We start from the raw sequence: 22,189 nt of genomic DNA on the forward strand, positions 1-22,189 counted from the left end.
GATTGTAGTGCACTTATCCCAGTTGCACACCGCGCGCTTTCAGCGCGGCCCGCACGCCGGCGCCGTAGGCCGGATCGGCCTGGTCGAAGTGGCCCAGCTGGCGCTCGATGATCTCGGCGCTCACCTGCGACAGCGGACCGGAGATGTTGTCGAACAGGTTCTGCTTTTCTTGCGCCGGCATCAGGCGGAACAGGTTACCGGCCTGGGTGTAATCGTCCTCCTTGCCGCGGCCGTCGTAGCGGCCGGCCGCGCCGTGCAGCGCCAGCCCCGGTTCGCCGTGGCCCATGCCTTGCGGATTGCTGCCATTGCTGTCCACCGGCTGGTAGTTCGGCGCCGCGCCGCCGTTGGCAATCGCCATGGCGCCGTCGCGCTGCTGGTTGTGGAACGGGCAGCGTGGCGCGTTCACCGGCAGGTGCTGGTGGTTCACCCCAACGCGGTACAACTGGGCGTCGTGGTAGGCGAACAGGCGCGCCTGCAGCATCTTGTCGGGCGAGTAGCCCAGGCCCGGCACCACGTTCGATGGCGACAATGCAGCCTGCTCCACTTCCGCGTGGTAGTTGAGCGGGTTGCGATTGAGTTCGAACACGCCTACGGGAATCAGCGGGAAGTCCGCGTGCGGCCACACCTTGGTCAGATCGAACGGGTTCCAGCCGGTGCGCTCTTCCCATGCTGCCAATTCCGCTTCGGTGGCCACTTGCAGGTGCACGTCCCAGCGCGGGAAGTCGCCGCCAGCAATCGCGCCGAACAGGTCGCGCTGGGCATAATCGGGATCTTCACCGGCGATGCGCATGGCCTCGGCAGCGGGCAGGTTCTTGATGCCCTGCTGGGTCTTGAAGTGCCATTTGCAGTACACGCGCTCACCAGCGTCGTTGATCAGGCTGAACGTGTGGCTGCCGAAACCGTCCATGTGACGGTAGCCGTCAGGTGTGCCGCGATCGGAGAACAGCATCGTCACCTGGTGCAGGCTTTCCGGCGTCCGGCTCCAGAAGTCGAACATCATGGTCGGCGATTTCAGATTCGTTTGCGGGTCGCGCTTCTGGGTGTGGATGAAGTCGGGGAACTTGATGCCGTCCTTGATGAAGAACATCGGCGTGTTGTTGCCCACCAGGTCCCAGTTGCCGTCCTCGGTGTAAAAGCGCATGGCGAAGCCGCGCGGATCGCGTTCGGTGTCGGCGCTGCCCTTTTCGCCCCCCACGGTGGAAAAGCGCACGAAGGTATCGGTTTGCTTGCCGACGGCGGCGAACAGCTTGGCCTTGGTAAACCGGGTGATGTCGTGGGTGACGGTGAAGGTGCCGTAAGCGCCCGAACCCTTGGCGTGGACCACCCGCTCCGGGATGCGTTCGCGGTTGAAGTGCTGGAGTTTTTCGAGCAGGTGGAAGTCTTGCAGCAGCAGCGGACCGCGTGGGCCGGCGGACAGCGAATTCTGGTTGTCGGCGACAGGAATGCCGGAGGCGGTGGTAATTGGTGGCTGGTTCATGCTATGACTCCTTGTTATTTAATAGACTGAGGCTATTGTAACGGTGCGCAGCGATAAGTAAAAACTATAAATATCTATGACTTTCATAGCCATTGCCAATTAGGATCCACAATAAAAAACCGGGGACGCGCCCCGGTTCTTTTTGAAAACACTGCCGATCAGACTTCGGCGATGCGCTTGCGAATATGCGCCAGCGCGTCTTCCACCTGGTCGATCAGGATCAGGCACAAGTCCCCTTCCTGCAAGCGGCCCAGCGCCGTGTCGATGGCCAGGAACTCGCCGTAAATTTCCTGCACGTGCGACGTGCGCGGCGCGCCTTGCAGGCCGGAGCGCAGCAGCGCCACCACTTCGCCATCGACGCGGCCGCGCTGGCACGCGTCTTCGTACAGCAGCACGTCGTCGAACGCGCGGCCGAGGATCTCGGTCTGCTGGCGGATGTCTTCGTCGCGGCGGTCGCCGGCGCCCGAGATCACCACGCCACGGCGCTTGGCCGGCATGGTTTCCACGGCCTGCACCAGCGCCAGGATGGCGTCCGGGTTGTGGCCGTAGTCGGCGATCACGGTCGCGCCCTTGTAGTCGAACACGTTGAAGCGGCCGGGCGCATTGTCGGAATCGTTGGCAAAGGTTTTCAGGCCCAGGCGAATCGCGTCCCAGCCGATGCCCGCGCCCCACGCGGCAGCCACCGACGCCATCACGTTCTCGACCTGGAAGCCGATGGCGCCGTTGCGGGTGATCGGCACTTCCGCGAGCGGAATGCGCACCTGCTGCTTGCCCTCGGCCGCGACCAGGTGGCCGTCGGCCACGTACACGGTGCGGCTGCCTTGCGCCAGGTGGGTGGCGATGACGGGATGGCCCGCGTCGGCGCCGAAGTAAATGATCTTGCCACGGCAGTTGGCAGCCATGGCGGCGACGATCGGATCGACCGCGTTCAGTACGGCGTAGCCGTCGGCGGCGACGTTCTGCACGATCACGCGCTTCAATACCGCCAGGTCTTCCACGGTGTTGATGTAATTCATGCCCAGGTGGTCGCCGGCGCCAAGGTTGGTCACCACGGCCACCTGGCAGCGGTCGAACGCCAGGCCTTCGCGCAGGATGCCGCCACGGGCGCTTTCGAACACCGCTGCGTCCACGTCCGGGTGCAGCAGCACGTTGCGGGCGCTACGCGGACCGCTGCAGTCGCCGCTGTCGGTCTGGCGGCCTTCGATGTACACGCCGTCGGTATTGGTCATGCCGGTGCGCAGGCCGCTGGCGGTAAACAGGTGCGCGATCAGGCGCACGGTGGTGGTCTTGCCGTTGGTGCCGGTGACCGCCACCACGGGAATGCGGCCGTTCTCGCCAGGTGCGAACATGGTGTTGACGATCGCTTCACCCACCGCGCGGCCCTTGCCGTACGACGGTGCGATGTGCATGCGCAGACCGGGGGCGGCGTTAACTTCCACCACGCCGCCGCGACGGTCGTCGAACGGTTGCAGCACGCCTTCGCACACCACGTCCACGCCGCAGATATCGAGGCCGATCATCTGCGCCGCTTCCACTGCGCGCGCCGCCACTTCCGGGTGCACGTCGTCGGTAACGTCGGTGGCGGTGCCGCCGGTGGACAGGTTGGCGTTGTTACGCAGGATCACGCGCTGGCCCTTGCTCGGCACCGAGTCAGCTTCCAGGTCTTGCAGCGCAAGGCGCGCCAGGGCGATATCGTCGAAACGAATCCTGGTCAGCGACGTCGAGTGGCCGCTGCCACGGCGCGGGTCCGAATTGACCAGGTCCACCAGCTGGCGCACCGTGTGCACGCCGTCGCCGACCACTTGCGGCGGATCGCGGCGGGCGGCGGCGATCAGCTTGTTGCCGATCACGAGCAGGCGGAAATCGTGGCCGGGCAGATAGCGCTCGACCATTACATCGTCGCGGAATTCCTTGGCGGTGCGGAAGGCCTGTTCCAGGTGCTCTTTCGAATTGACGTTGACGGTCACGCCCTTGCCCTGGTTGCCGTCCTTCGGCTTGACCACGACCGGCATGCCGATGTCCTGCGCCGCCTTCCAGGCGTCCGCTTCGTCTGCCACGGTGCGGCCGTACGGGACCGGCACGCCGGCCGCATGCAGCAGCTTCTTGGTCAGTTCCTTGTCCTGGGCGATCGACTCGCCGATGGCGCTGGTGGTGTCCATTTCGGCGGCCTGGATGCGGCGCTGTTTCGAGCCCCAGCCGAACATCACCATGCTGCCTTCGGTCAGGCGGCGGATCGGGATGTCGCGCGCCAGCGCGGCGTTGACGATGGAGCCCGTGCTCGGGCCCAGGCGTACGTCCTCGTCGAGGTCGCGCAGTTCGGTGAGTGCGGCGGCCAGGTCGAAGGCGGTGTCGTTCAAGGCGGCGTTGATCAGGTTTTCGGCCATGGCGACGGCCAGGCGGCCGACGGCTTCTTCCGAATATTCGACCACGGTCTGGTACACGCCCTCTTCCGGCGTGGCGCTGGTGCGGCTGAAGGTGACCGGGCAGCCGGCTTGCGCCTGCAGGCTCAGGGCGGCGGCCTCTAACACATTGGCCAGCGAGATCGTGTCACCGGTGGCGTGCAGGTCGCCCACCTCCGGGAAGCGCGCTTGCAGGCGCTGCTCGAAGCCGGGCAATTGCGCGATGGCGCGCTGGTCGGGCGGGCACGATACGACCACTTCCATGGCGGTGTGGTGGCTCCAGAGATTCGGGCCACGAAGGGCGCGGGTGCGGATGACTTCCATAAATCTGCTTGTTCTTTCGTATCAGTGATGGAGGCGCTTCGGCGTCGCATCGAAGGTGCGCAAACCGGCGGCAATCAGTTCTGGCGTCAGGCCCAGGGCCCAGCCGGCGGCAATCGCGGCCAGCACGGCTTCGGGCGGCACCAGCGGCGACAGCGGCAGGCTGACCATGTCAACATAACCCTGGCCCAGGACGATGCGCTGCTGGTCACCCTCTTTGCGCTGGAACACCACGCGCGCGCTGTCCTGACGATGCTGGACGATGGCCGGCAGGTGCTCGTCCACGCCGTAGAAGATCACTTCGCCGTCGCACAGGTCCGCCATCTCCACCACTTGCGGATCGGCGGCATTGAGCACGGCCGCGCCGCTGGCCAGCACCACGTCCACCTGGGTGCGCAGCACGTTATACAGTTTGTCCTCGGTGTCGATGTGGAACTCGGCCACGTCTTCCAGGCCGGCGACATCGGTCACCACGCCCACCGTGCACTTGTCGTAGGCCAGGCCTTCGGTAAGGATCATGCGCGCGCTCGATTCGAACACCGCCGCTTCCACGTTTTTGTTGAGCAGCAGGCGTTCGCCGGTTTCCCAGTCGGACAGGCCGTCGCGCGACAGCAGGCGGCTGTTGACGTACAGGCCGTCGGCGCAGCTCACGCCCACCTTCTTGCCGCCCACTTGCAGCAGCCAGGCGATCAGGCGCGCAGCCATGGTGGTGCCATGCTTGCCGGTGATGCCCACGACCGGAATGCGGCCCGTGTCTTCTTCCTTGAACAACTGGTCGACGATGGCCGCGCCAACATTGCGCGGCTCGCCGTGTTCGGGCTTCAGGTGCATCAGCAAACCGGGGCTGGCATTGACTTCGATGATGGCGCCGCCCTGCTCGTGCAGCGGACGGGTGATGTCGGACGCCACCAGGTCAATGCCGGCGATGTCCAGACCCACTACGCGCGCGGCCAGCGTGGCCATGGCCGCCACTTCCGGGTGTACCTTGTCGGTGACGTCGGTGGTGACGTTGCCATTGGCCTGGATCAGCACCTTCTGGCCGGCCAGCGGCACCGAGAACGCATCCATGCCCTGGCGTTTGAGTTCGAGGATGGTTTCGCCGGCTTCCTGCGGCTTGATCAGGCTCAGTGGAAAATCTTCTTCCTCGCCGCGGCGCGGATCGATATTGATGTGCAGGTCGACCAGCTGCTGGATGTTGTGGGTGCCGTCGCCGGTAATCCACAGCGCTTCGCCGGCAGCGGCAGCGATCATGCGCTTGCCGACGACGAGCAGGCGGTGCTCGTTACCGACGATGAAGCGCTCGACGATTACGCTCGCGCTGTCGCCTTCGTCGGACGCCAGCGCGTAAGCAGCGGTGACGTCGGCTTCGGTCATCAGGTTCAGCGACACGCCACGGCCATGGTTGCCGTTGTACGGCTTGACCACCACCGGCAGGCCGATGTCCTGGGCGGCGGTCCAGGCGTCTGCCGCGCTGGTGACCAGTTCACCTTCGGGCACCGGCACGCCGCACGACGACAGCAGCGACTTGGTGAGGTCCTTGTCGCTGGCGATGCCTTCGGCAATCGCGCTGGTCTGCTCGGTTTCTGCGGTCCAGATGCGGCGCTGGGCGGCGCCGTGGCCCAGTTGCACCAGGTTGCCGTCGGTGAGGCGGATCGAGGGAATCGAACGGTCGGTGGCGGCATCGACGATGTTGCCGGTGCTCGGGCCCAGGCACAGCGTTTCGACCAGGTCGGTCAGCTCGGCCACGGTGGCGGCCAGGTCGTACGGTTGGTCCTCGATCATTGCCATCAACAGGTCGCGCCCGGCGGCCAGGGCGGCGCGGCCGACCTGTTCCTGGCGGGTGCGGAAGGCCATCTTGTAGTAGCCGGTGTCTTCGCCGATCTGGCGGGTTTTGCCGAAGCCGGTCTTCATGCCTGCCAGGTTTTGCAGTTCCAGCACCACGTGTTCGAGCACGTGGCCGGCGTAGGTGCCGTCGCGCAGGCGCTCGAGGAAGCCGCCGATCTCGCCCACGCCGCAGCGGTGCTCGAGCAGACCCGGCAGGATCGTGGTCAGGCGCTCGTACAGGCCCGGCAGCAGGTTGGACGGATATTGTTCCAGTTCACCAATATCGAGCCACGCCTCGATCACCGGGCGATAGGTCCAGATATTGGGGCCGCGCAGATGGGTCACGCGGAGGATTTCTATGCTTTTCTTCTTGATCATGTGTCGAATTTTGTTACGTCGTTATCGGCGGCAGGCTTGGCGCCCAGCCGGGCCGTATTGTAAACCCTGTATTCCTGTCACCTGCTGGCAGCACCCATGACCTGCTTACGTTCATCAAGCAGTACCGGCGTTTTTGTCCGTGCGTTATACTTGCCGCCTGAACAAAAAAGTCAGCATTTACTTAATTTCTGTCAATTTATTAGCGACAGAATACCGTAATTCCTCACTTTTACCAGCGTCATCGCCCGATTGAAATCGCGCATGTCGCAGCCATGTAGATCTATTGCGGCCTGCACGGCGCCTTTATCCCCGATCCGGAGTACGCCACACAATGACAAGCCAACAACTTTCCACCTTATCGAGCTCCGGCGGCGAGCTGCCCGACCGCTGGCGTTCCGATATACAGGCACAACTTTCCCAAGGGGAAAACGTTGTAAGTGCCCTGGAGGTTGACCTGGATCAGCAACTTCGTTTCGCCAAGGGTATCCTGATCATCACCAACACCCGTTTGCTGGCGCGCGCACCGGGCCAGGAGCAATGGCAGGCGTGGCCGTTCTCGTTCGACTTGTCGCTGGAACACCACGATCATGCGGGCGTGGGCCACCTGGAACTGGTGTCCGCGCGCGGCCGCCTGGCGGCCTGGCGCTTTACCCTGGGCCAGAACCTGCAGGCGATCCGCCTGGTCGAACAATTTGCCGCCCAGCGCGACAGCCACGCCAGCGGCCAGCCGCTCATCGTCGACGACACCAACGTCTGTCCGAGCTGCAAGGCGCCGCTCGAACCGGACCAGGAAGAATGCCCGGTCTGCACCAAGGTGGTGTACACGCCGCCATCCACGTGGACCCTGTTCCGCCTGTGGCGCTTTGCCCGCCCCTACAAGCTGCAACTGGGCCTGGGCTTCTTGCTGATGCTGCTGTCCACCGGCGCCCACATGATCCCGCCGTATCTGACCATTCCGCTGATGGACAAGGTGCTGATCCCGTACCAGAACGGCACGCCGGTCGATTCGAGCCTGGTGGCGCTGTACATGTCGGGCCTGGTGGGCGCGGCGGTGCTGGCGTGGATTTTCGGCTGGGCCAAGACCTATGTGCTGGCGCTGGTGTCCGAGCGCATCGGCGCCGACCTGCGCACCGAGACTTACGACCACCTGCTGCGGCTGTCGCTCGAATACTTCGGCGGCAAGCGCACGGGCGACCTGATGTCGCGCATCGGCAGCGAGAGCGATCGCATTTGCGTGTTCCTGTCGCTGCACCTGCTCGACTTTGCGTCCGACTGCCTGATGATCATCATGACCGGCGTGATCCTGTTCTCGATCGATCCGTACCTGGCCATCTTCGCGCTGGCGCCCCTGCCCTTCATCGCCTGGCTGATCCACCTGGTGCGCGACCGCCTGCGCACCGGCTTTGAAAAGATCGACCGCGTGTGGGGCGAAGTGACCAACGTGCTGGCCGATACCATCCCCGGCATCCGCGTGGTGAAAGCCTTTGCGCAGGAGACGCGCGAAGCGGCGCGCTTCCGCACCGCCAACAAGCACAACCTGGCCGTCAACGACAAACTCAATAAAATCTGGTCGCTGTTTTCGCCCACCGTGTCGTTCCTGACCGAACTGGGCCTGCTGGTGATCTGGGTGTTCGGTATCTACCAGGTATCGAAGGGCAATATCACGGTCGGTGTGCTGTCGGCCTTTATCGCTTACTCGAGCCGCTTCTACGGCCGCCTCGATTCGATGAGCCGCATCGTCTCGGTCACGCAAAAGTCGGCATCGGCGGCCAAGCGTATCTTTGATATTCTCGACCACGTGTCGTCGGTGCCCGATCCGGTCAACCCGGTCAAGCTGGCCAAGGTGGAAGGCAATATCACCTTGCGCGAAGTGGGTTTCCGCTACGGTAACCGCGCGGTCAACCGCGGCATCAACCTCGACATCAAGGCCGGCGAAATGGTTGGTCTGGTCGGCCACTCGGGCTCCGGCAAATCGACGCTGGTCAACCTGATCTGCCGCTTCTACGACGTGGCCGAAGGCGCCATCATGCTCGATGGCGTCGATATCCGTTCGCTGGCCGTGTCCGACTATCGCCGCCAGATCGGCCTGGTGCTGCAGGAGCCGTTCCTGTTCTTCGGCACCATCGCCGAGAACCTCGCCTATGGCAAGCCGGACGCCACCCGCGCCGAAATCATGGCTGCCGCCCGCGCCGCCCACGCCCACGAATTCATCTTGCGCCTGCCGCAGGGTTACGATTCGATGGTCGGTGAACGCGGCCAGGGTTTGTCAGGCGGCGAGCGCCAGCGCATCTCGATCGCGCGTGCGCTGCTGATCGACCCGAAGATCCTGATCCTCGACGAAGCGACTGCCTCGGTGGACTCGGAGACCGAAAAAGAAATCCAGCGCGCGCTGGAGAATTTGGTCAAAGGCCGCACCACGATTGCCATCGCCCACCGCCTGTCCACCTTGGCGAAAGCCGACCGCCTGGTGGTGATGGACCGTGGCGTGGTGGTGGAAGAAGGCGGCCACGATGAACTGATGGCCAAGGAAGGCGCGTACTACCGCCTGGTACAGGCGCAAGCCCGCAACGTGGACACGGACCTCGATGACCGTGGCAGCAAGGATTAAGCAGATGAGCATCAACTTTGAACTGATACGCAACCCGTTCGGCAAGCTGGTACTGACCACGGCCGAGGGAGTGGTACACGAAGGCGTGGCGGCAGTGCGCGCTTTCCCGGTGCAGGCGCCCGAAGACGGCATCGCGCTGGTAAACCATGACGGCAAGGAGGTGGCCTGGATCGACCGCATCGAGGACTTGCCGGCAGCGGTGGGCGCGCTAGTACGCGAGGAATTGTCCGGGCGCGAATTCATGCCCGAGATCAGCCGCATCGTGGCCGTGACCAGCTTCGCCACGCCGTGCACCTGGACCGTCAATACCGACCGCGGCGACACCGAATTCGTGCTGCGCGGCGAAGAAGACATCCGCCGGCTGACGGCCGATACGCTCTTGATATCGGACATCCACGGCATCCACTTCCTGGTGCGCGATGTGCGGGAGTTGGACAAGCACAGCAAGAAGATTCTGGACCGTTTCCTGTAAAACGGTTCAGCGCTTCTTTGGCCCCTTGTGCTTATCAGTATCAGGCCGAATCGCCGGCCTCTTTTTGGGCAATCAGGTCCGCCACCGGGTTGCCCGGATCGGCCGCCAGGGTCCAGTTGCCGCGTTCGATTTCGGATGGGCGTACGTCGTTCTGTGGGCCGAGGTTGACGCCGAAGCTGTAGCGCAAGTCGGGGTTGCGCTTCGATAGCCGCTCGAGCGCCTCGAAGATGATGCGCATATCGATGTCGTTGGAGCTGTCAGTGAGGCTGCGCTCCAGCCGTCCCACCAGTTCGGCGTTGACGCTGCGGCCGGCCCTGCCGGCTTCTGCCTTCAACTTTTCGAACAGCGAGAAAGGCATGCGGAATTGACTACGATAGATGTTTGTCATAGGGCGCTATCTTGGCATCAACGCAGCAAAGCCGCTAGTGCCTGAAATTCTGGAAATAGTGACAAAACGGTTTGAAATAGCAAAAAGATGACCTGGTAGCGACACAAATTCAGCACCAACCTGCACCTGCCCGATTTACCCCTACCTGTCGAACGCCGCTCGCGTAAAACCAGCGGTTTCATTTTTTGGTACTAACGGTTCCCCCCGCTTTGTGGGTGATGGCAGCGCTTGGGCGTTCAGTTATGATGAGTCCGCAGAGCGCCCCTTATTCAACAAAGGAATAAATAATGAGCAATGACCAAAGCACGTCGAAGTGCCCTTTCAGCCAGGCCAACAACGCCGGCACCACCAACCGTGACTGGTGGCCCGACCAGCTGCGCCTCGACCTGCTGCATCAGCACTCCGCCAAGTCGGACCCGATGGGCGCCGACTTCGACTATCGCAAGGAATTCGAAAGCCTCGACCTGGCAGCCGTCAAACGCGACCTCGCTGCCCTGATGACCGATTCGCAGGACTGGTGGCCGGCCGACTTCGGCCATTATGGCGGACTGTTCATCCGCATGGCCTGGCACAGCGCCGGCACCTACCGCAAAGGCGACGGCCGCGGCGGCGCCCGCCGTGGCCAGCAGCGTTTCGCGCCACTCAATAGCTGGCCCGACAACGTCAGCCTGGACAAGGCGCGCCGCCTGGTGTGGCCGATCAAGCAAAAGTACGGCCGCAAGATCTCGTGGGCCGACCTGATCATCCTGACCGGCACCGTGGCGCTGGAAAACATGGGCCTGAAGACCATCGGCTTCGGCGGTGGCCGCGTCGATACGTGGGAACCGGACCAGGACGTGTACTGGGGCCGCGAAACCACCTGGCTCGCCGGCGACGTGCGCTATGCCCACGGCAGCGACGGTGTTGAAAAAGCGGGCGGCGTGCTGGTCTCGGACGACGACGCCGACGGCGACGTCCACAGCCGCAACCTGGAAAATCCGCTGGCCGCAGTGCAGATGGGCCTGATCTACGTGAACCCGGAAGGCCCGGACGGCAATCCCGATCCGCTGCTGGCAGCCTACGATATTCGCGACACTTTCGGCCGCATGGGCATGGACGACGCGGAAACCGTGGCGCTGATCGCCGGCGGCCACACCCTCGGCAAGACCCACGGCGCCGGCCCGGCCGACAATGTCGGCCCCGAACCGGAAGCGGCCGGCATCGCCGCCCAGGGCCTCGGCTGGGATAACAAGTTTGGCAGCGGCAAGGGCGGCGACACCATTACCAGCGGCCTGGAAGTCACGTGGACCAAGACCCCGGCCAAGTGGAGCAACGACTTCTTCGAGCACTTGTTCGGCTTCGAATGGGAACTGGGCAAGAGCCCGGCCGGCGCCCACCAGTGGTTCGCCAAGAATGCCGAAGCGGTGATCCCGCATGCGCACGATCCGTCGAAGAAACTGCTGCCGACCATGCTGACCACCGACTTGGCGCTGCGCTTCGACCCGATCTACGAGCCGATTTCGCGCCACTTCCTGGCCAACCCGGAAGAGTTCGCCGCAGCGTTTGCTCGCGCCTGGTTCAAGCTCACCCACCGCGACATGGGACCGAAAAGCCGCTACCTCGGCGCCGATGTTCCTGCCGAAGACTTCATCTGGCAAGACCCGGTACCCGCAGTCGATCACCCGCTGATCGACGCTGCCGACAGCGCCGCGTTGAAGGCCGCGATCCTGGCCAAGGGCCTGACGGTCGCCGAACTGGTCTCGACGGCCTGGGCCTCGGCATCGACGTATCGCGGCTCCGACTTGCGCGGCGGCACCAACGGCGCGCGCGTGCGCCTGGCGCCGCAAAAGGACTGGGCCGCCAATCAGCCTGAGCAACTAGCCAAGGTACTGGCAGCGCTCGAGCAGGTGCAGGCCGACTTCAACGGCAAGGCTGCCGGCGGCAAGCGCGTGTCGCTGGCCGACCTGGTCGTGCTGGGCGGCGCGGCCGCAGTCGAACAGGCTGCCAAGCAGGCCGGTCACACCGTCACGGTACCGTTCACGCCTGGCCGCACCGACGCCACGCAGGAGCAGACCGATGCGGCCTCGTTCGAGGAGCTCGAGCCGGTCGCCGATGGCTTCCGCAACTACCAGAAGGTGCGCTACGCCGTGCCGGCCGAAGCCCTGCTGGTGGACCGCGCCCAGTTGCTGACCCTGACCGCGCCGGAGATGACCGTGCTGGTCGGCGGCCTGCGCGTACTGGGCGCCAACAGCCCGCAGTCCGACGCGGGCCAGTTCACCACCCGTCTGGGCACGCTGACCAACGACTTCTTCGTCAACCTGCTCGACATGGGCACGGTGTGGACGGCGACGTCGGCGGATGCGACCGCGTTCGAAGGCCGCCACCGCAAAACCGGCGCCATCACCTGGCGCGCCAGCCGCGTCGACCTGGTGTTCGGCTCGAACGCCCACCTGCGCGCGATCGCCGAGGTGTACGGCAGCGCCGACGGCGAACAGAAGTTCGTGGGCGACTTCGTGGCGGCCTGGAGCAAGGTGATGGAATTGGGGCGTTGATCGCCGTGTGAGCCTGAAATAGCGGGCTCAGGAGATGCGGGCGGTTCGGTAGCGAGCCGCCCGCTTTTTATTTTTGATGGCATCGGAGACGAAGCGAAACCATATTGAGGTTGGATGATCTAAATCACGTATCTCTCACCCAGAGCAATGCGTGCACCATGCATCCACAACGATTGAAAATTATCCTTATATGGATATAATTTCCCATATGCGTATTCATGAATACGATAAAGACCCTGGCTTTTGTAGGCGATAGCCTGAAGCACTTGCGTAGCTTTCCTGCAGCGGTGAGGCAGGACATCGGGTTTCAACTTTACAAGGTTCAGCGCGGCCAGCAGCCCAGGGACTTCAAGCCCATGCCTTCTATCGGACCGGGCGTGCAAGAGCTAAGGGTGTGGGATGAGTGCGGTACGTTCCGTGTGGTTTATACAGCGCAGTTTCAAGAGTATGTCTTTGTGCTTCATTCTTTTCAGAAAAAGACCATGCAGACTTCTCAGTCCGACATCGATTTGGCCAAGCGCCGGTATAGACAGGTAAAGGAGCAGCAACATGGAAAAAATTGAAACATTCAACACCTCATGGGATGCGATAGCAGACTCGCCAGCCGAAGCGGCAAATCTTCAAGCCCGTGCCGAGTTGATGCTCTTGATCACGAAAATTATTAGAAACAACGCCTGGAAGCAGGCAGATGCTGCGACCCATTGCGGCGTTACCCAACCCCGTATTAATGATTTGCTGCGCGGCCGCGTGTCGAAATTCTCTCTGGATGCGCTCGTCAATATCATTTCTGCGCTTGGTCATCGGGTTCATTTCGACGTCAGAAAAATTGCAGCGCAGGCAGCCTAAATTAAGAAATCTGTCCTCATCAAGCAGTCAGCGCAGCTCATCCCACCTCCACTCGCGCTGCATTCTGACACCGCCTCAGATCGCCTTATTGCACTGCAATATCGAAATGGGAAGCCATTCAGGCATGCCAGTGATACATTAAAAAGACCGAGCGCTTGCTTTATTAACCGCGACAAAGATCGCGCCAGTGGGCGACGCCGGTAACTGGTCCGCTGCAGCATCGACATTTCCCAAAAAAATATAATGGAGACAAAATGAAGACTCGCTTCTGGCAACTGCTATCTACCCTCGTCCTGGCCTGCTGTATCGGTTTGCCCGCCACCGCCGGTGCTGCCGGCTACACACAAACCAGGTATCCCATCGTCCTCGTACACGGCCTGTTCGGTTTCGACAAGATCGGTCCCGTCGAGTATTTTTATGGCATTCCCGCCGCCTTGAGCAGCGGCGGCGCCAAGGTCTACACGGTGACCGTGTCGGGCGCCAACAGCACCGAAGTGCGTGGCGAACAATTGCTGTCACAGGTGCGGCAAATCCTCGCCGTCACCGGCGCGGCCAAGGTCAACCTGATCGGCCACAGCCACGGCGGCCCGACCGCGCGCTATGTCGCCTCGGTGCGGCCCGACCTGGTGGCGTCGGTGACCAGCGTGGCCGGCGTCAACAAGGGTTCGGCCGTGGCGGACATCCTGGCCGGCACCATCCCCAATAGCGGCGCCGCACTGGGCGACGCCCTCGCCTCGCTGATCGGCATCATCTCCGGCAACAAGGGCTTGCCGCAGAACGCCGGCGCGGCGATCACCTCGCTCTCGACCGCCGGTTCGCTGGCCTTCAACCGCCGCCATCCGCAAGGCGTGCCGACCACCGCCTGCGGCGAAGGCGCCTACCAGGAACGCGGCGTGTACTACTTTTCCTGGAGCGGCGCCCAGCCCTACACCAATGCACTCGACGTGGGCGATCCCGCGCTGGCCGTCATCAGCCTGGCCTTCGGCGGCGCCAGGAACGATGGCCTGGTCAGCAGCTGCTCGAGCCACCTGGGCAAGGTCATTCGCGACGACTACGCCATGAACCACCTCGATGAAATCAACCAGTTCGTCGGCATCGTCAACCTGTTCGAGACCTCGCCCGTGACCGTGTTCCGCCAGCAGGCCAACCGCTTGCAGGGCCTGGGCTTGTAAGGAGGCTGCCATGCGCACGAACATGACATTGATTGTGGCTGGCGCCTTCGGCGCCCTGGCGCTGTGCTGGACGCTGGCACGCAGCGAGGCGCCAGCGCCGTCACCGCAGAAACCAGACCCCGATCTGTTCGCGTTCGTGCGTTCGATGGATGGCACACGCCCCGACGGCAATGTGACCGTCGCCGCCGGCGACGCGCTGGTCGTTGATGCAGAACTGGGCCACCTGTTCGACTACTACCTGGCGGGCATCGGCGAAAAGCCGCTGGCCACGATCCGCAGCCAGATCGAACTGGAACTCGAGCGGCGCCTGGCGCCAGCGCCGGCACGCGAAGCGAAGCGCCTGCTGGGCGCCTATCTCGCCTACAAGCAGGCGCTGGCCGGCATCGAACAAGGCTTGCAGCCGTCCGCCAATCCGCTGCAAGCGGCGCAGGCCAGGCTGCAAGCGAAGCGCGCCCTGCGCGCCACTTATTTCACGCCGCAGGAAAGCACCGGCCTGTTCGGCGAGGAAGACGCGCGCGATGACGACGCCGTGGCGCGCCTGGCGGTCATGGCCGACAGCACGCTGGACGAAGCGCAGCGCCAGCGCAAGCTCGCTGCGCTGGACGCGGCGCTACCGCCAGCCCAGCGTCTGGCACGAGACGCGCCGCAGCAGGTCAGCGCGCTCGACACCGCGGTGCGCGCGCTGCGGGCACAAGGTGGCGGCGACAACGAGGTCTACCGGCTGCGGGCAGCCACGTTCACGCCGGAAGCGGCGGCGCGGCTCGGTGAACTCGATCGCGAGGAAGCGCAGTGGCAGCAGCGCATCACGACGTGGCGCGCTCAGAAGGCGGCACTGGGGGCTGGCGGGCAGGATCCAGCGCAGGTGCAGCGGGTGACCGATGGGCTGTTCTCGCAGGATGAGCAACGGCGGCTGGGGGCGTACTAGCTGGAAGCGTGAGATACGCTCGAGAGCTCGATCCCACCGGTAGGGCTACCGGGCAAGAAAAAGGCCAATCCGAAGATTGGCCCAAGTCCTTGATTCTATTGGTCGGGGCGAGAGGATTCGAACCTCCGACCCCGTGCACCCCATGCACGTACGCTACCAGGCTGCGCTACGCCCCGACTAGGCCGAGATTATAGCAGCCACTGTAAGCATTTGTCATGTTTGTGTTGTGCCGGGTAATATCTGCCATGACCACCACCGCCGACATCATCCGCGCCGCTTCCCTCATTGACCAGGCCGACCTGCTGCTGGTTGCCGCCGGCGCTGGCATGGGCGTCGATTCCGGCTTGCCCGATTTTCGTGGCAACGAGGGTTTCTGGAAGGCCTATCCTGCCCTGGCACGCGCGCAGCTGGCGTTTGCCAGCGTGGCGTCGCCGCGTACGTTCGAGGAGGATGCGGCGCTGGCGAGGTGATCTGGCCGGCGGACGGGTTTGTGCCGCAGGTCGATCAGGCGGCCTGCCGCTTGATGAATACGGCGGTGCGGCATTTCAGCCAGCGGGTGGTGCGCGATTACGGTGGGCGGCTGGTGCGGATTAATCCGCGTGAAGCGGGCGTTGGCTCGACATTGGATGTGGGGCTGGGCTGCGAGGCGCTGGCGGGGCTGGTGGCGATTGATCGGGTGCTTCGCGCATGAGTGCAGCGGATTGCCGGGTCTATGGATCCCCGCCTGCGCGGGGATGACGGATTTACAGATAGCGATCGATATCGTTTATACGATTTTTACCGTGATGCCATCGATGCCGGCAACGGTACCCACCAGCACCTGGCCGCGCACCACCGCGCCTACACCTTCCGGTGTGCCGCTGAAGATCAGGTCGCCGGGGGCCAGCGTAAACAGCGTGGACAGGTTGGCGATGGTTTCGTCGATTGACCAGATCAGGTCGTCGATGCTAGACGTCTGCTTGGTCACGCCATCGACCTTCAGTTCGATCGCGGCGTTGTTGATGTCGCCGGCTTGGGCGGCCGGGGTGATCACACCGATCGGCGCCGAGTAGTCGAAGGCTTTGCCGATTTCCCACGGGCGGCCGGCGTCGCGCATCTTGAATTGGAGGTCGCGGCGGGTCATGTCGAAGCCAACCGCGTAACCGAAGATGTGACTCGCTGCGTCAGCGACGGCGATGTTGCTGCCGCCTTTGCCGATCGCCACCACCAGTTCGCACTCGTAGTGCAGATTGGCGGTTACGGGCGGGTATGGCAGTTCGGCCACCTGGCCTGGCGCCACCGGGATTACGGCTTGGGCGTCGGCTGGTTTGCTGAAGAAGAATGGTGGTTCGCGGTCCGGGTCGGAACCCATCTCTCGCGCGTGGCCCGCGTAGTTGCGGCCCACGCAGTACACGCGGCGCACGGGGAACAGGGCGTCGGTGCCGGCAACCGGCAGGCCGACGATGTCATGGGCGGGGATTACATAGGCAGTCATGATGCTCCGATAGCGTGTTGGGGATACCGGACATGGTACAACAGACGCTGGCGCCCTGCATCAGGTCATCAGCAAGGCCCGCATCGACACCTGGAACGCCTCCACCAGGCCGGCGCGGTTCATGTCCGGGCGGTGCAGAGCGCGCACGGTCAGGCCATGGAAGTACGCGATCATGGTGTCCACGCGACTGTCGAGCAGCACATCGTCCACCGCCAGGTTGCGCCGTTCACGGCCGCGCTTGACCAGCGCCATCAACTGGCCGCGCGCGGAATCTTCGTGCGCACGCAGGCGCTCGGCGATGTCCGGGTTGCGCGAGGCCTCGGCATACATCTCGAGGGAGACGTGCCACGGTTGCGGATCGAGCGTGTCGTTGACGTGGCGCTCCGCGTTGTCCACCAGCGCCTGCAGCGGATCCTCGAGCGAACCGAGATTGCTCAGCATATCGCTCACGTACTCGGAGTGGGCATCGACGAAGGCCAGAATAATCGCGTTCTTGCCGTCGAAGTAGTTATAGATATGGCCGGCGCTCATGCCGGCCTGCTTGGAGATCTCCGACATGCTGGCGCCGTGGAAGCCGCTGCGTGCAAAGCAGACGGCTGCCGCTTCCAGCACCTGGTTGCGCCGCCCCGCTGCCTTCTCGGGATCGACTCGCCGTTTTGCGGGAGAAGTGGTCATGATATTTCCTTGGGTAGGCGGCGGCCGCACATCGGTACATCAGCGCGGCCGCCGCATGGTCGCAGGATCAGCCGCGTGGTGGCGGCTGCACCGCTTGCGTTGCCTGCGGTGCAGGCGTTACCTGTGCCGCCTCCGGCTGCCAGCCGCCGCCCAGCACCTTGTACAAGGTAACGGCGTTGCTGGTCTGGTTCAGGCGCGTGGTGATCAGGCCTTGCTGCGCCTGGTACAACGCGCGCTGCGATACCAGCGAGTTGAGGTACGTGTCGGCGCCATTGCGGTAGCGCGCTTCGTTGATCCTGTAACTCTTCTCGGTCGCTTGTACCAGCGCCTGCTGGGAGTTCAGGCGCTCGTCGATGGTGCCTCGAACGGCCAGGGCATCGGCCACTTCGCGGAACGCCACCTGGATGGCCTTTTCGTACTGCGCCACCGAGATGTCGCGATCGGCCTTGGCGATATCGAGATTGGCGCGGTTGACGCCGCCGTCGAAGATCGGCAGGTTGATCTGCGGCGCGAAGCTCCACGTGCCCGAACCGGCCTTGAACAGGCCGGACAGGTCGCGGCTGGCGCTGCCGCCCGACGCCGTCAGCGAAATGCTGGGGAAGAAGGCCGCGCGCGCCACGCCGATGTTGGCGTTGGCCGAGCGCAGCGCGCGTTCGGCTTGCTGCACGTCGGGACGACGTTGCAGCAGGTCGGACGGCAGGCTGCCCGGCAGCGTGGTCAGTTCGGTCACCGATACCAGCTCGCCTTCCGGCAGCAGCGTGGTCGGCACGGTGCCGCCGACGAGCAGGTTCAGCGCGTTCTGGTCCTGCGCCACTTGCGCGGTGTAGGTGGCCACATCATTGCGCGCCGTTTCCACGCTGGTCTGGGCGTCGTACACGTCCACGCCCGACGTGGCGCCGGCGTCGAAACGCTTGCGGCTCAGGTCATACGTGGTCTGCTGGCTGCGCAGGGTTTCCTGCGCCAGCTTCAAACGCTGCTGGTCGGCCGTGAGCGTCAACCAGGCATTGGCCACTTCGGCCACCAGGCTGATTTGCTGGGTGCGGCGCGCTTCCTCGGTGCCGAGGTAGGTTTGCAGGCCCGCTTCGGCGCCGTTGCGCACCTTGCCGAAGAAGTCCAGCTCATACGCGGCCAGCGACAGTCCGCCGCTGTACTGGCGGGTGATCGCGGCTTCGCCGGTACCGGTCATGGTGCGCGGCGTGCGGGTGGCGTTCTGGCCCACACCGGCGGCCACGGTCGGCAGCAGTGGAGCGCTGCTGATGTTGTACTGCGCGCGGGCACGCTCGATATTGAGCACGGAGACGCGCAGGTCGCGGTTGTTGGCCAGCGCCAGTTCGATCACCTGGCGCAGGCGCGCATCGGCAAAATACTCGCGCCACTGGATCTCGGACGCCGGACGGGCGTCGGCCGCAGCTGCCGGCAAGCCTTTATAGGCTTCGCCGGCAGGCCAGGCCTGGCCCACCGGTGCTGCCGGACGCTCGTACACGGGCGCCAGGCTGCAACCGCCCAGCAGCGCCAGCGCCGCCAGGGTGAATAAGGATTTATGCATGCTTGTCATGATTAATGTGCCTCCACAACTGGTGTATCCGCAGGCTTGGCTTTAGGCTTGCTGAAGCGCGAGCGCACCAGGACGAAGAACAACGGTACGAAGAAGATGCCCAGGAAGGTCGCCGTCAGCATCCCGCCCAGCACGCCCACGCCAATCGCGTTCTGGCTGCCCGAACCGGCGCCGCTGCTGATTGCCAGCGGCAGCACGCCCAGGCCGAAAGCGATCGACGTCATCAGGATCGGACGCAGACGCGTATGCACCGCCTGCAAGGTCGCTTCCTTCAGTTCCACGCCCTGCTCCTGCAGGTCCTTGGCGAATTCCACGATCAGAATCGCGTTCTTCGCACCCAGCCCCACCACCGTCAGCAGACCCACCTGGAAGTAGACGTCGTTCGACAGTTTGAACAGGAACGTCGCCAGCACCGTACCGAGAATACCGAGCGGCACGATCAGCAGTACCGAGAACGGCACCGACCAGCTTTCATACAGCGCGGCCAGGCACAGGAACACGATCAGGATCGAGATCGCATACAGCTGCGTGGTTTGCGAACCGGAGTCGCGTTCTTCGGTCGACAGGCCGGTCCACTCGTAGCCGATACCCGGCGGCAGTTTGGCCGCCATGCTTTCGACTTCCGCCATCGCGGCGCCCGAGCTCTGGCCCGGCGCAGGCTGGCCGAGAATCTCGACCGACGGCAGGCCGTTGTAGCGTTCCAGGCGCGGCGACGCGTAAATCCACTCGCCGTGCGAGAAGGCCGAGAATGGCACCATCTCGCCAGCGTCATTGCGCACGAACCACTTGTTCAAGTCTTCCGGCACCATGCGTGCTTCGGCCTGGCCCTGGATGTACACCTTCTTCACGCGGCCACGGTCGATGAAGTCGTTGACGTACGCCGAACCCCACGCGGTGCTCAGCACGCGGTTGACGTCGGCGATCGCCAGGCCCAGCGCAACGGCTTTTTGCTGGTCCACGGTGATCTTGTACTGCGGCGTATCTTCCTGGCCGTTCGGACGCACGCCGACAATGACCTTGCTCTGCGCGGCCATGCCCAGCATCTGGTTACGCGCCGCCATCAGCGCCGCGTGACCGACACCACCGGTGTCCTGCAACATCAGGTCGAAGCCGGACGCGTTACCCAGTTCCAGCACCGCTGGCGGGGCGAACGCGAATACCATCGCATCCTTGATCTGCGAGAACGCACCCATGGCGCGGCCGGCGATTGCGCTCACGGCGTGATCCTTGCCTTTGCGCTCGGACCAGTCCTTCATCCGCACAAAGGCGATACCGGTGTTCTGGCCGTTACCGGCGAAGCTGAAGCCGGCCACCGCGAAGACCGATGCGACCGAGTCCTTCTCCTGGGTCAGGAAGTGCTGCTCGACCTTCTCGATGGTCTTGAGCGTACGCTCTTGCGTAGCGCCGGTCGGCAGCTGGATCTGGGTAAACAGCACGCCCTGGTCTTCTTCCGGCAGGAACGACGTTGGCAGGCGCAGGAACACGAACGCCATCACGGCCACGATCAGCGCGTAGATGACCAGCGAAATGCCGCTCTTGTTGATGATGGAGCCAACCACGCCCTGGTACTTGCGATTGCCGCGATCGAAATTGCGGTTGAACCAGCCGAAGAAACCGGTGGTGGCCATGGTGTGGCCCTTCGGTACCTGCTTGAGCATGGTGGCGCACAGCGCCGGCGTGAAGATCATCGCGACGATCACCGAGAGCACCATCGCAGAGACGATCGTGATCGAGAACTGGCGGTAAATCACGCCGGTGGAGCCACCGAAGAACGCCATCGGCACGAACACGGCCGACAACACCATGGCGATACCGACCAGCGCACCGCTGATCTGGCCCATCGACTTGCGAGTAGCCTCGACCGGCGAAAGCCCTTCTTCAGTCATGATCCGCTCGACGTTTTCCACCACCACGATCGCATCATCGACCAGCAGACCAATGGCCAGCACCACCGCAAACATGGTCAGCGTATTGATCGAGTAGCCGAGCACCGACAGGATGCCGAAGGTACCGAGCAGCACGACCGGCACGGCCATCGTCGGAATCAGCGTGGCGCGGAAGTTTTGCAGGAACAGGTACATCACCAGGAACACCAGGATCACGGCTTCGACCAGGGTTTTCACCACTTCTTCGATCGAGATCTTGACGAACGGCGTGGTGTCGAACGCCACCATGGCTTTCAAGCCTTGCGGGAACTGCTTCTCCATCTGCGCGATCTTGGCCTTCACCGCCTCGGCGGTGTCGAGCGCATTGGCGCCGGTGGCCAGCTTGATGGCGATACCGGTGGCGGCGTTGCCGTTGTAACGGGCCAGGATCGAATAGTTCTCGCGCCCCAGTTCCATTTTGGCGACATCGCGCAGGTACACGGTCGAACCGTTGGTGGTGGTTTTCAGCAGGATGGCGCCGAATTGTTCGGCCGTTTGCAGGCGGCTCTGGGCCGACACGGTAGCGTTCAGCTGCTGGCCGGCGACGGCTGGCGCGCCGCCCAGTTCACCGGCAGACACCTCGGTGTTTTGCGCGGTGATGGCGGTGGTCACGTCCGCTGGCGTGAGCTGGTAGCTTTGCAGCTTGGCCGGATCGAGCCAGATGCGCATCGCGTATTGCGAACCGAAGTTGGTGACGTCGCCCACGCCCTCCACGCGCGAGATCGGATCGAGCACGCTGGCGGTGACATAGTCGCCGATGTCGGCCTGGTTCATCGAACCGTCTTGCGACACGAAGCCGATCACCAGCAGGAAGTTCTTGGTGGCCTTGTTGACGACCAGCCCCTGTTGGGTCACAGCGGTAGGCAGCAGCGGCGTGGCCAGTTGCAGCTTGTTCTGCACCTGCACCTGCGCGATGTCAGGGTTGGTGCCGGATTCGAACGTCAGCGTGATGCTGATGCCGCCCGACGAGTCCGACGACGAGGCCATGTAGCGCAGGCCGTCGATACCCTTCATCTTCTGCTCGATGACCTGGGTCACAGCGTCTTCCACCGTCTTGGCGGAGGCGCCCGGGTACGAGCCGCTGATCGAGATCGACGGCGGCGCAATGGCGGGGTACTGGGCGATCGGCAGGCCCATGATGGACAGGATGCCGCCCAGCATGATCACGATCGCGATCACCCAGGCGAAAATCGGGCGATCAATAAAGAAACGGGACATG

The 22,189-nt window shown here is 63.7% G+C and carries 17 protein-coding genes and 1 tRNA gene; 9 read left to right on the top strand and 9 right to left on the bottom strand.

Annotated features, from left to right (window positions below):
• Positions 1 to 13: 13 nt before the first annotated feature.
• The 3 genes from DUPY_RS23505 to DUPY_RS23515 all read right to left on the bottom strand — a co-directional run bounded on the left by DUPY_RS23505 (position 14) and on the right by DUPY_RS23515 (position 6,399).
• Entirely contained in the window at positions 14 to 1,477 is a 1,464-nt protein-coding gene (locus DUPY_RS23505; protein ID WP_070251583.1) for a catalase, read from the bottom strand.
• Positions 1,478 to 1,635: 158 nt separating this feature from the next.
• Positions 1,636 to 4,200 (bottom strand): cyanophycin synthetase, encoded by a 2,565-nt coding sequence (gene cphA / locus DUPY_RS23510; protein WP_070251584.1) that lies wholly within the window; start codon positions 4,198 to 4,200, stop codon positions 1,636 to 1,638.
• Between the two features lie 21 nt (positions 4,201 to 4,221).
• On the bottom strand, positions 4,222 to 6,399 hold the full coding sequence (locus DUPY_RS23515; RefSeq protein WP_070251585.1) for a cyanophycin synthetase: 2,178 nt from the start codon (positions 6,397 to 6,399) through the stop codon (positions 4,222 to 4,224).
• Between the two features lie 331 nt (positions 6,400 to 6,730).
• On the opposite strand from DUPY_RS23515, the gene DUPY_RS23520 reads away from it, so the two are divergent.
• Positions 6,731 to 9,007: a cyanophycin metabolism-associated ABC transporter gene (locus DUPY_RS23520; protein WP_084640870.1), complete on the top strand. Its 2,277-nt coding sequence runs from the start codon at positions 6,731 to 6,733 to the stop codon at positions 9,005 to 9,007.
• 4 nt (positions 9,008 to 9,011) lie between these two features.
• Positions 9,012 to 9,479, top strand: a complete 468-nt coding sequence (locus tag DUPY_RS23525; protein ID WP_070251586.1) for a cyanophycin metabolism-associated DUF1854 family protein — start codon at positions 9,012 to 9,014, stop codon at positions 9,477 to 9,479.
• A 40-nt stretch (positions 9,480 to 9,519) separates the two neighbouring features.
• Here the strand turns inward: DUPY_RS23525 and DUPY_RS23530 are convergent, their stop codons facing one another.
• Positions 9,520 to 9,867, bottom strand: coding sequence for an Arc family DNA-binding protein (locus DUPY_RS23530; protein WP_084640871.1), 348 nt, complete (start codon positions 9,865 to 9,867; stop codon positions 9,520 to 9,522).
• A gap of 287 nt (positions 9,868 to 10,154) precedes the next feature.
• Here DUPY_RS23530 and katG point away from each other — a divergent pair, with 287 nt between their 5' ends.
• The 5 genes from katG to DUPY_RS23550 all read left to right on the top strand — a co-directional run bounded on the left by katG (position 10,155) and on the right by DUPY_RS23550 (position 15,341).
• Positions 10,155 to 12,398, top strand: coding sequence for a catalase/peroxidase HPI (katG, locus tag DUPY_RS23535; protein WP_070251588.1), 2,244 nt, complete (start codon positions 10,155 to 10,157; stop codon positions 12,396 to 12,398).
• A gap of 218 nt (positions 12,399 to 12,616) precedes the next feature.
• Complete coding sequence (locus DUPY_RS23540) at positions 12,617 to 12,961, top strand: type II toxin-antitoxin system RelE/ParE family toxin (RefSeq protein ID WP_208600093.1); 345 nt, start codon at positions 12,617 to 12,619, stop codon at positions 12,959 to 12,961.
• Positions 12,948 to 13,244 carry a helix-turn-helix domain-containing protein gene (locus DUPY_RS27360; RefSeq protein ID WP_071651691.1) on the top strand — a complete coding sequence of 99 codons (297 nt, stop codon included), beginning with the start codon at positions 12,948 to 12,950 and terminating at the stop codon, positions 13,242 to 13,244. The genes DUPY_RS23540 and DUPY_RS27360 overlap by 14 nt, the downstream gene beginning before the upstream one ends.
• A gap of 254 nt (positions 13,245 to 13,498) precedes the next feature.
• On the top strand, positions 13,499 to 14,416 hold the full coding sequence (locus tag DUPY_RS23545; protein ID WP_070251589.1) for a lipase family alpha/beta hydrolase: 918 nt from the start codon (positions 13,499 to 13,501) through the stop codon (positions 14,414 to 14,416).
• A 10-nt stretch (positions 14,417 to 14,426) separates the two neighbouring features.
• Positions 14,427 to 15,341 (top strand): lipase secretion chaperone, encoded by a 915-nt coding sequence (locus tag DUPY_RS23550; protein WP_070251590.1) that lies wholly within the window; start codon positions 14,427 to 14,429, stop codon positions 15,339 to 15,341.
• Between the two features lie 99 nt (positions 15,342 to 15,440).
• Here DUPY_RS23550 and DUPY_RS23555 read toward each other — a convergent pair.
• A tRNA-Pro gene (locus DUPY_RS23555) sits at positions 15,441 to 15,517 on the bottom strand.
• Positions 15,518 to 15,586: 69 nt separating this feature from the next.
• Between DUPY_RS23555 and DUPY_RS29175 the strand changes: the two genes are divergently transcribed.
• A complete protein-coding gene (locus tag DUPY_RS29175; protein ID WP_070251591.1) occupies positions 15,587 to 15,811 on the top strand; it encodes an SIR2 family NAD-dependent protein deacylase in 225 nt (74 codons plus the stop codon).
• Positions 15,808 to 16,032: a hypothetical protein gene (locus DUPY_RS29180; RefSeq protein ID WP_070251592.1), complete on the top strand. Its 225-nt coding sequence runs from the start codon at positions 15,808 to 15,810 to the stop codon at positions 16,030 to 16,032. Before DUPY_RS29175 ends, DUPY_RS29180 begins: the two co-directional genes overlap by 4 nt.
• Positions 16,033 to 16,107: 75 nt before the next feature.
• Here the strand turns inward: DUPY_RS29180 and DUPY_RS23570 are convergent, their stop codons facing one another.
• From DUPY_RS23570 to DUPY_RS23585, 4 genes are all read right to left on the bottom strand, one after another.
• Positions 16,108 to 16,815: a fumarylacetoacetate hydrolase family protein gene (locus tag DUPY_RS23570; protein WP_070251593.1), complete on the bottom strand. Its 708-nt coding sequence runs from the start codon at positions 16,813 to 16,815 to the stop codon at positions 16,108 to 16,110.
• 60 nt (positions 16,816 to 16,875) lie between these two features.
• Positions 16,876 to 17,490: a TetR/AcrR family transcriptional regulator gene (locus DUPY_RS23575; protein WP_070251594.1), complete on the bottom strand. Its 615-nt coding sequence runs from the start codon at positions 17,488 to 17,490 to the stop codon at positions 16,876 to 16,878.
• A 67-nt stretch (positions 17,491 to 17,557) separates the two neighbouring features.
• Positions 17,558 to 19,036: an AdeC/AdeK/OprM family multidrug efflux complex outer membrane factor gene (gene adeC, locus DUPY_RS23580; protein WP_070251607.1), complete on the bottom strand. Its 1,479-nt coding sequence runs from the start codon at positions 19,034 to 19,036 to the stop codon at positions 17,558 to 17,560.
• A gap of 11 nt (positions 19,037 to 19,047) precedes the next feature.
• Complete coding sequence (locus tag DUPY_RS23585; RefSeq protein WP_070251595.1) at positions 19,048 to 22,188, bottom strand: efflux RND transporter permease subunit; 3,141 nt, start codon at positions 22,186 to 22,188, stop codon at positions 19,048 to 19,050.
• Position 22,189: the final 1 nt, after the last annotated feature.

The organism is Duganella phyllosphaerae (assembly GCF_001758785.1).
GTDB lineage: Bacteria > Pseudomonadota > Gammaproteobacteria > Burkholderiales > Burkholderiaceae_D > Rugamonas > Rugamonas phyllosphaerae.

What these genes read in the sequence shown, in the direction of transcription:
- DUPY_RS23505 (WP_070251583.1), bottom strand. Translation starts at nt 1,477, where the DNA reads ATGAACCAGCCACCAATTACCACCGCCTCCGGCATTCCTGTCGCCGAC.
- cphA (WP_070251584.1), bottom strand. Translation starts at nt 4,200, where the DNA reads ATGGAAGTCATCCGCACCCGCGCCCTTCGTGGCCCGAATCTCTGGAGC.
- DUPY_RS23515 (WP_070251585.1), bottom strand. Translation starts at nt 6,399, where the DNA reads ATGATCAAGAAGAAAAGCATAGAAATCCTCCGCGTGACCCATCTGCGC.
- DUPY_RS23520 (WP_084640870.1), top strand. Translation starts at nt 6,731, where the DNA reads ATGACAAGCCAACAACTTTCCACCTTATCGAGCTCCGGCGGCGAGCTG.
- DUPY_RS23525 (WP_070251586.1), top strand. Translation starts at nt 9,012, where the DNA reads ATGAGCATCAACTTTGAACTGATACGCAACCCGTTCGGCAAGCTGGTA.
- DUPY_RS23530 (WP_084640871.1), bottom strand. Translation starts at nt 9,867, where the DNA reads ATGACAAACATCTATCGTAGTCAATTCCGCATGCCTTTCTCGCTGTTC.
- katG (WP_070251588.1), top strand. Translation starts at nt 10,155, where the DNA reads ATGAGCAATGACCAAAGCACGTCGAAGTGCCCTTTCAGCCAGGCCAAC.
- DUPY_RS23540 (WP_208600093.1), top strand. Translation starts at nt 12,617, where the DNA reads ATGAATACGATAAAGACCCTGGCTTTTGTAGGCGATAGCCTGAAGCAC.
- DUPY_RS27360 (WP_071651691.1), top strand. Translation starts at nt 12,948, where the DNA reads ATGGAAAAAATTGAAACATTCAACACCTCATGGGATGCGATAGCAGAC.
- DUPY_RS23545 (WP_070251589.1), top strand. Translation starts at nt 13,499, where the DNA reads ATGAAGACTCGCTTCTGGCAACTGCTATCTACCCTCGTCCTGGCCTGC.
- DUPY_RS23550 (WP_070251590.1), top strand. Translation starts at nt 14,427, where the DNA reads ATGCGCACGAACATGACATTGATTGTGGCTGGCGCCTTCGGCGCCCTG.
- DUPY_RS29175 (WP_070251591.1), top strand. Translation starts at nt 15,587, where the DNA reads ATGACCACCACCGCCGACATCATCCGCGCCGCTTCCCTCATTGACCAG.
- DUPY_RS23570 (WP_070251593.1), bottom strand. Translation starts at nt 16,815, where the DNA reads ATGACTGCCTATGTAATCCCCGCCCATGACATCGTCGGCCTGCCGGTT.
- DUPY_RS23575 (WP_070251594.1), bottom strand. Translation starts at nt 17,490, where the DNA reads ATGACCACTTCTCCCGCAAAACGGCGAGTCGATCCCGAGAAGGCAGCG.
- adeC (WP_070251607.1), bottom strand. Translation starts at nt 19,036, where the DNA reads ATGCATAAATCCTTATTCACCCTGGCGGCGCTGGCGCTGCTGGGCGGT.
- DUPY_RS23585 (WP_070251595.1), bottom strand. Translation starts at nt 22,188, where the DNA reads ATGTCCCGTTTCTTTATTGATCGCCCGATTTTCGCCTGGGTGATCGCG.